Annotated in this window: 6 protein-coding genes; 2 read left to right on the top strand and 4 right to left on the bottom strand. The window is 70.2% G+C overall.

Going from position 1 to position 6,582, the window contains the following annotated elements:
• The first annotated feature begins 135 nt into the window (after nucleotides 1-135).
• Together GWI24_RS38300 and GWI24_RS38295 are read left to right on the top strand one after the other, a co-directional pair.
• Nucleotides 136-798 (top strand): DUF742 domain-containing protein, encoded by a 663-nt coding sequence (locus GWI24_RS38300; RefSeq protein ID WP_210950652.1) that lies wholly within the window; start codon nucleotides 136-138, stop codon nucleotides 796-798.
• Nucleotides 779-1,357 carry an ATP/GTP-binding protein gene (locus GWI24_RS38295; RefSeq protein WP_075200410.1) on the top strand — a complete coding sequence of 193 codons (579 nt, stop codon included), beginning with the start codon at nucleotides 779-781 and terminating at the stop codon, nucleotides 1,355-1,357. Before GWI24_RS38300 ends, GWI24_RS38295 begins: the two co-directional genes overlap by 20 nt.
• Before the next feature lie 130 nt (nucleotides 1,358-1,487).
• On the opposite strand, the gene GWI24_RS38290 is transcribed toward GWI24_RS38295, so the two are convergent.
• From GWI24_RS38290 to GWI24_RS38275, 4 genes are all read right to left on the bottom strand, one after another.
• Nucleotides 1,488-1,727: an acyl-CoA carboxylase subunit epsilon gene (locus tag GWI24_RS38290; protein WP_078559055.1), complete on the bottom strand. Its 240-nt coding sequence runs from the start codon at nucleotides 1,725-1,727 to the stop codon at nucleotides 1,488-1,490.
• A gap of 56 nt (nucleotides 1,728-1,783) precedes the next feature.
• Nucleotides 1,784-3,367, bottom strand: coding sequence for an acyl-CoA carboxylase subunit beta (locus tag GWI24_RS38285; RefSeq protein WP_210950651.1), 1,584 nt, complete (start codon nucleotides 3,365-3,367; stop codon nucleotides 1,784-1,786).
• A gap of 329 nt (nucleotides 3,368-3,696) precedes the next feature.
• Nucleotides 3,697-5,295: a citramalate synthase gene (gene cimA, locus GWI24_RS38280; protein ID WP_164436848.1), complete on the bottom strand. Its 1,599-nt coding sequence runs from the start codon at nucleotides 5,293-5,295 to the stop codon at nucleotides 3,697-3,699.
• A 323-nt stretch (nucleotides 5,296-5,618) separates the two neighbouring features.
• The coding region (locus tag GWI24_RS38275) for a branched-chain amino acid aminotransferase (protein ID WP_210950650.1) at nucleotides 5,619-6,582 on the bottom strand (964 nt) is incomplete at its 5' end.

Below are 6,582 nucleotides of genomic sequence, written 5' to 3'. Positions count from 1 at the left end.
ACGTCCTCACCCCGGATCTCCGCGCGGAATTGCAGGGCAGTCTTCTCAACTAGCAAACATGGAGTGCGTTTCGCGCCACCGCGCCATAGGGTGCGGTGGCGCGACCGGCAAGACAGGCGAGTTGGAGGAGGACACGTGGCAACGCCCCCTAGCGGATATCCGTATGCCCACGGGCAGCCGTCCGAACCGCGCGGAGAGGGCCCAGTGAAGCGCTACAACTTCCCCTCCGCACCCAGCCGTCAGGCCCGCGCTCCACAGCAGCCGGAGCCCCAGCGGGAGCAGCCGCCCCCGCGGCGGCAGCCGCAGCGGCCCCAGCAACAGCCGTACACGCCCTCCTACGCGCCTCCCGGGCCGTCGGAGGGGTCTTGGTACGACGCGCCGCCCGCGCCCCGTATCGAGCCCGTACAGCCGCCTGAGCGCCCCGCCCCGGAACCTTCCTCCCCCGCGGGCGGTACTCATAACCCTCTGGTGCGCCCGTACGCCATGACAGGGGGCCGGACCCGGCCCCGGTACCAGCTCGCCATCGAGGCGCTGGTGCACACCACGGCCGACCCCGCTCAGCTCCAGGGCCAACTGCCCGAGCACCAGCGGATCTGCCAACTGTGCCGCGAGATCAAGTCGGTCGCCGAGATCTCCGCACTGCTCACCATTCCTCTCGGCGTAGCCCGCATCCTCGTAGCCGACCTGGCCGAGGCGGGGCTCGTCGCGATCCATCAGCCCGGCGGCGACGAGTCCGCCGGCGGTCAGCCTGACGTGACACTGCTCGAAAGGGTGCTCAGTGGACTTCGCAAGCTCTAGCGGTGCAGCCCGCTCCACCACCTCCGCGAAAATCGTGGTGGCGGGCGGCTTCGGCGTGGGCAAGACCACGTTCGTCGGCGCGGTCTCGGAGATCAACCCGCTGCGCACCGAAGCCGTGATGACCTCCGCCTCCGCGGGGATCGACGATCTCACCCACGCGCCGGACAAGACCACCACCACGGTGGCCATGGACTTCGGCCGCATCACGCTGGACCAGGACCTGATCCTGTATCTGTTCGGCACGCCCGGCCAGGACCGCTTCTGGTTCATGTGGGACGACCTGGTCCGCGGTGCCATCGGCGCGGTCGTCCTGGTGGACACCCGCCGCCTCGCCGACTGCTTCCCGGCGGTCGACTACTTCGAGAACTCCGGGCTGCCGTTCGTCATCGCCCTCAACGGCTTCGACGGGCACCAGCCCTACAACCCCGAAGAGGTCCGCGAGGCCCTCCAGATCGGCCCCGACGCGCCGATCATCACCACCGACGCCCGCCACCGCAGCGAGGCCAAGAGCGCGCTGATCACCCTGGTCGAGCACGCGCTGATGGCCCGGCTGCGCTAGCCGAGGCCGACGGCGGAAGCCAAAATCCCCTGCTCTCCGAAGGAGAACAGGGGATTTGTGCGTTTCAGCGGGCCTTCTCGGGCGTCCGGGCGGTGTGCGGCCGTCCGGACCCGGCGGCGCCGGTGGGCGTTCAGCCCTGCCAGCTGTGCGGCGCGCTGAACGCCGGGCGGCGCTCCAGACGGCGCCAGCGGGCGGCGCTGCGGCTCGGGCGGGTGGAGCCGGCGGTCCGGTGGGTGCCGGCGGCCGCGCGGGCCAGCAGCACCGCGGTGACCGCGGCGAGCTCCTCGGCGTCGGCGTGGCCCTTCTCGACCCGGACCAGGGTGGCCGCCGCCGCGGCGGCGGGATCGGCGATATCGCTGGGTGTGCTCACGGTTTTCTCTTCTCCCTTGTCGCGCGGGTCCCGCGCGAGGTCATGAACGTGAGGGGTTACTGCGGCGGGTTGCCGTGCTTGCGGGACGGCAGGTCGGCGTGCTTGTCGCGCAGCATCGCCAGGGACCGGATGAGGACCTCACGGGTTTCGGCCGGGTCGATCACATCGTCGACCAGCCCCCGCTCGGCCGCGTAGTACGGGTGCATCAGCTCGGACTTGTACTCCTTGACCATGCGGGCGCGCATGGCCTCGGGGTCGTCGGCCCCGGCGATCTGACGGCGGAAGATCACGTTGGCGGCGCCCTCGGCACCCATCACCGCGATCTCGTTCGTCGGCCAGGCGTAGGTCAGGTCGGCCCCGATGGACTGGGAGTCCATCACGATGTAGGCACCGCCGTACGCCTTGCGCAGGATGACGGAGATCCGCGGCACGGTGGCGTTGCAGTACGCGTACAGCATCTTGGCGCCGTGCCGGATGATCCCGCCGTGCTCCTGGTCCACACCGGGCAGGAAGCCCGGCACGTCGAGGAAGGTGATCAGCGGGATGTTGAAGGCGTCGCACATCTGGATGAAGCGCGCGGACTTCTCCGACGCCTCGATGTCCAGCACTCCGGCCAGCGACTGCGGCTGGTTGGCGATGATGCCGACCACCTGGCCGTCGAGCCGGGTCAGCGCGCAGATGATGTTGGTCGCCCAGCGCTCGTGGACCTCGAGGTACTCGCCGTCGTCGACGATCTCCTCGATGACCTTGCGCATGTCGTACGGCCGGTTGCCGTCGGCCGGGACGAGGTCCAGCAGCGAGTCGCCGCGCCGGGAGGCCGGGTCGTCGGACTCGACGGTCGGCGGGTTCTCGCGGTTGTTCTGCGGCAGCAGCGACAGGAGGTAGCGGACCTCCTCGAGGCAGGTCTCCTCGTCGTCGTAGGCGAAGTGGCACACACCCGAGGTCTCGGCGTGCACATCCGCGCCGCCAAGTCCGTTCTGGCTGACCTTCTCGCCCGTCACCGCCTGGACCACATCGGGTCCGGTGATGAACATCTGCGAGGTCTCCCGGACCATGAAGACGAAGTCCGTCAGCGCCGGGGAGTACGCCGCGCCGCCCGCGCACGGGCCGAGCATCACGCTGATCTGGGGGATGACACCGGACGCCTTGGTGTTCCGCTGGAAGATGCCGCCGTAACCGGCGAGCGCCGAGACGCCCTCCTGGATACGGGCACCGGCGCCGTCGTTGAGGGACACCAGCGGCGCCCCGGCCGAGATGGCCATGTCCATAATCTTGTGGATCTTGGTCGCGTGGGCCTCCCCCAGCGCCCCGCCGAAGATCCTGAAGTCGTGTGCGTAGACGAACACCGTCCGTCCGTGGACGGTCCCCCAGCCGGTGACGACACCGTCGGTGTAAGGCTTCTTGGCCTCAAGACCGAACCCGGTCGCACGATGCCGCCGCAGCGGCTCCACTTCGTTGAAGGACCCCTCGTCAAGCAGCAGATCGATCCGCTCGCGAGCCGTCAGCTTCCCCTTGGCCTTCTGAGCCTCGGTCGCCCGCTCGCTCGGGCCGCGCCGAGCCTGCTCGCGAATCGCGTGCAGCTCGGCGACGCGCCCGCGAACGTCACTCGCCTCAGCAGGCGCACCTTCGAGATTGGTCATGCAATGACGGTACGTTCCCGGGCCCCCGGAAACGCATGTCAATTCCCTACAACGTCAGGGGCGTTTTGGTGGGCAGGCGGAACAGAACTGGACAGCGGCTTTCCCACTACCTGGTGTCCTAAAGGACTATCGGCCCTGTCGGCACCCAACAAACCTCCAGGCCGTGACCGTGCGAGGGGCGGGCGCGACCACCCGGATGGGCGCCGTCCGCCGGAGCGGCCGTGCGGCCGGATCGGGCAACGGAGCACGTCGGCCGCGCTCCGTTCCCCGCACCCTACTCCGGCCGCCGCCGGAGCCGCACCGTCCGCCTCCTCGCACCGGCCGGCGCGTCACTCCTGCGGGTCCACTCCGGCCCGCAGCAGCCCGTAGGCGTAGGCGTCGTCCAGGGCCTGCCAGGACGCGGCGATCACGTTCTCCCCGACGCCCACGGTCGACCACTCCCCCTGGCCGTCCGCGGTGGAGACCAGCACCCGGGTCGTGGACTCGGTGCCGTGCTTGCCTTCCAGGATGCGGACCTTGTAGTCCACCAGCTCCATCGTCGCCAGCTGCGGGTAGATCCGCTCCAGCCCCACCCGCAGCGCCCGGTCCAGCGCGTTGACCGGGCCGTTGCCCTCCGCCGTGGCGACGATCCGCTCGCCCTTGGCCCACAGCTTCACGGTGGCCTCGTTGGCGTGGGTGCCGTCCGGGCGGTCCTCGACGATCGCCCGCCAGGACTCGACGCGGAAGAAGCGGCGGGGACGGCCCTCGACCTCCTGGCGCAGCAGCAGCTCGAAGGAGGCGTCGGCGGCCTCGTAGGTGTAGCCCGCGAGCTCCCGCTCCTTGACCCGCTCCACGATCCGGCCCACCAGCGCCCGGTCGCCGCCGAGGTCGATGCCCAGTTCCTTGCCCTTGAGCTCGATCGACGCCCGTCCGGCCATGTCGGAGACGAGCATCCGCATGGTGTTGCCGACCCGCTCGGGGTCGATGTGCTGGTACAGATCCGGGTCGACCTTGATCGCGGAGGCGTGCAGTCCGGCCTTGTGGGCGAAGGCGGAAACACCCACATAGGGCTGGTGAGTGGACGGCGTCAGATTGACGACCTCGGCGATCGCGTGTGAGATCCGGGTCATCTCCTCCAGGGCGCCCTCCGGCAGCACCCGGCGGCCGTACTTGAGCTCCAGGGCCGCGACGACCGGGAAGAGGTTGGCGTTGCCCACCCGCTCGCCGTAGCCGTTGGCCGTGCACTGGACGTGGGTGGCGCCCGCGTCCACGGCGGCGAGGGTGTTGGCGACCGCGCAGCCGGTGTCGTCCTGGGCGTGGATGCCCAGCCGCGCCCCGGTGTCGGCCAGCACGGTGCGGACCACCGCGTCGATCTGGCCGGGGAGCATGCCACCGTTGGTGTCGCAGAGGATCACCACCTCGGCGCCCGCCTCGTGGGCGGCGGAGACGACCTGCTTGGCGTAGCCGGCGTTGGCCCGGTAGCCGTCGAAGAAGTGCTCGCAGTCGAGGAAGACCCGGCGGCCCTGGGACCGCAGATAGGCGACGGTCTCACGGACCATCGCGAGGTTCTCCTCGAGCGTGGTGCGCAGGGCCAGCTCCACATGGCGGTCGTGGGACTTCGCCACCAGGGTGATCACCGGCGCCCCGGACTCCAGCAGCGCCTTGACCTGGGCGTCATCCTCGGCGCGCACCCCCGCCTTGCGGGTGGCGCCGAACGCCACCAGCTGGGCGTGTTTGAAGTCGATCTCGGCGCGGGCCCGGGCGAAGAACTCCGTGTCGCGCGGGTTGGCGCCGGGCCAGCCGCCCTCGATGAAGCCCACGCCGAAGTCGTCCAGGTGACGGGCGATGGTCAGCTTGTCCGCGACCGTGAGGTTGATGCCCTCGCGCTGCGCTCCGTCGCGCAGGGTGGTGTCGAAGACATGGAAGCCGTCGTCGGGCAGATCCTTCATGGTTGGTCTGGCTCCTGTCGGATGGATCTCGGTCTACCGGAATATCCGGTTCCGCGCCCTCCTATGATCCCTCACGCTTCGCGTCCGGCGGGATGGTCCGGAAAACGAAAAGACCCCTCGCGGGTGCGAGAGGTCTGCGCGCGGGTCTGGGGCACGGTGGCCGCCCTGTACCGGGTCGTACGGGCGGTCACTGCGGACCGGCGCGCCTGCTGCCAATAATCATGGCGAACGAGAGCACGGAGGCAGTCTGGCACATTCCGCCCCCGCGCTCTCATCCGTCTCAGGATGCGAACCCCAGGTGTCAACGAGGTGACGCCCCAAGGTCAGCCCAGGGGGTGCATCCAGCCATGCGGGTCCGGGGCGGCGCCGGTCTGGATGTCCAGCAGCGCCTTGCGCAGCCGCATCGTCACCTCGCCCGGCTCACCGTCGGCCACCGTCCAGCTCGCCCGGGCGGACTTGACCGAGCCGACCGGGGTGATCACGGCCGCCGTACCGCAGGCGAAGACCTCGGTGAGGGTCCCGTCGGCGTTGCCCTCGCGCCAGTCGTCGACGGAGATCCGGCCCTCGGTGACCTCGTAGCCGAGGTCGGCGGCGATCTCCAGCAGCGAGGCGCGGGTGATCCCCGGCAGCAGCGAACCGGACAGCTCGGGGGTCACGATGCGGTTCCCGTACACGAAGTACAGGTTCATCCCGCCCATCTCCTCGATCCAGCGGCGCTCGATCGCGTCCAGCCAGACCACCTGGTCACAGCCCTGCTCGGCGGCCTGCGCCTGGGCGACCAGGGAGGCCGCGTAGTTGCCGCCCGTCTTGGCCGCGCCGGTGCCGCCGGGCGCCGCGCGGACGTACTCCTCCGAGAGCCAGACCGAGACCGGCTGCACACCGCCGGGGAAGTAGGCCCCGGCCGGGGAGGCGATCACCACGAAGAGGAACTCGTTCGCGGGCCGGACGCCGAGCCCGACCTCGGTGGCGAACATGAAGGGCCGCAGGTACAGGGACTGCTCTCCGTGGCCCGGCACCCACGCCTTGTCCTGGGTGACCAGCGCGTCACACGCCGCGATGAAGGTCTCGACGGGGAGCTCCGGCATGCCCATGCGGCGCGCGGACGTCTGGAACCGCTCGGCGTTCTGGTCGGGGCGGAACGTGGCCACGGTGCCGTCGGGCCGGCGGTACGCCTTGAGCCCCTCGAAGATCGTCTGGGCGTAGTGCAGCGTCATGTTCGCCGGGTCGAGCGAGAGCGGGGCGTACGGCACGAGCTGGGCCTCGTGCCAGCCACGGCCCTCCGTCCAC

It is taken from the genome of Streptomyces sp. MK37H (genome assembly GCF_018035285.1).
Lineage (GTDB): Bacteria > Actinomycetota > Actinomycetes > Streptomycetales > Streptomycetaceae > Streptomyces > Streptomyces endocoffeicus.
Note: the sequence above shows the minus strand (reverse complement) of the source record. Positions and strands in the feature narration are given on the sequence as shown.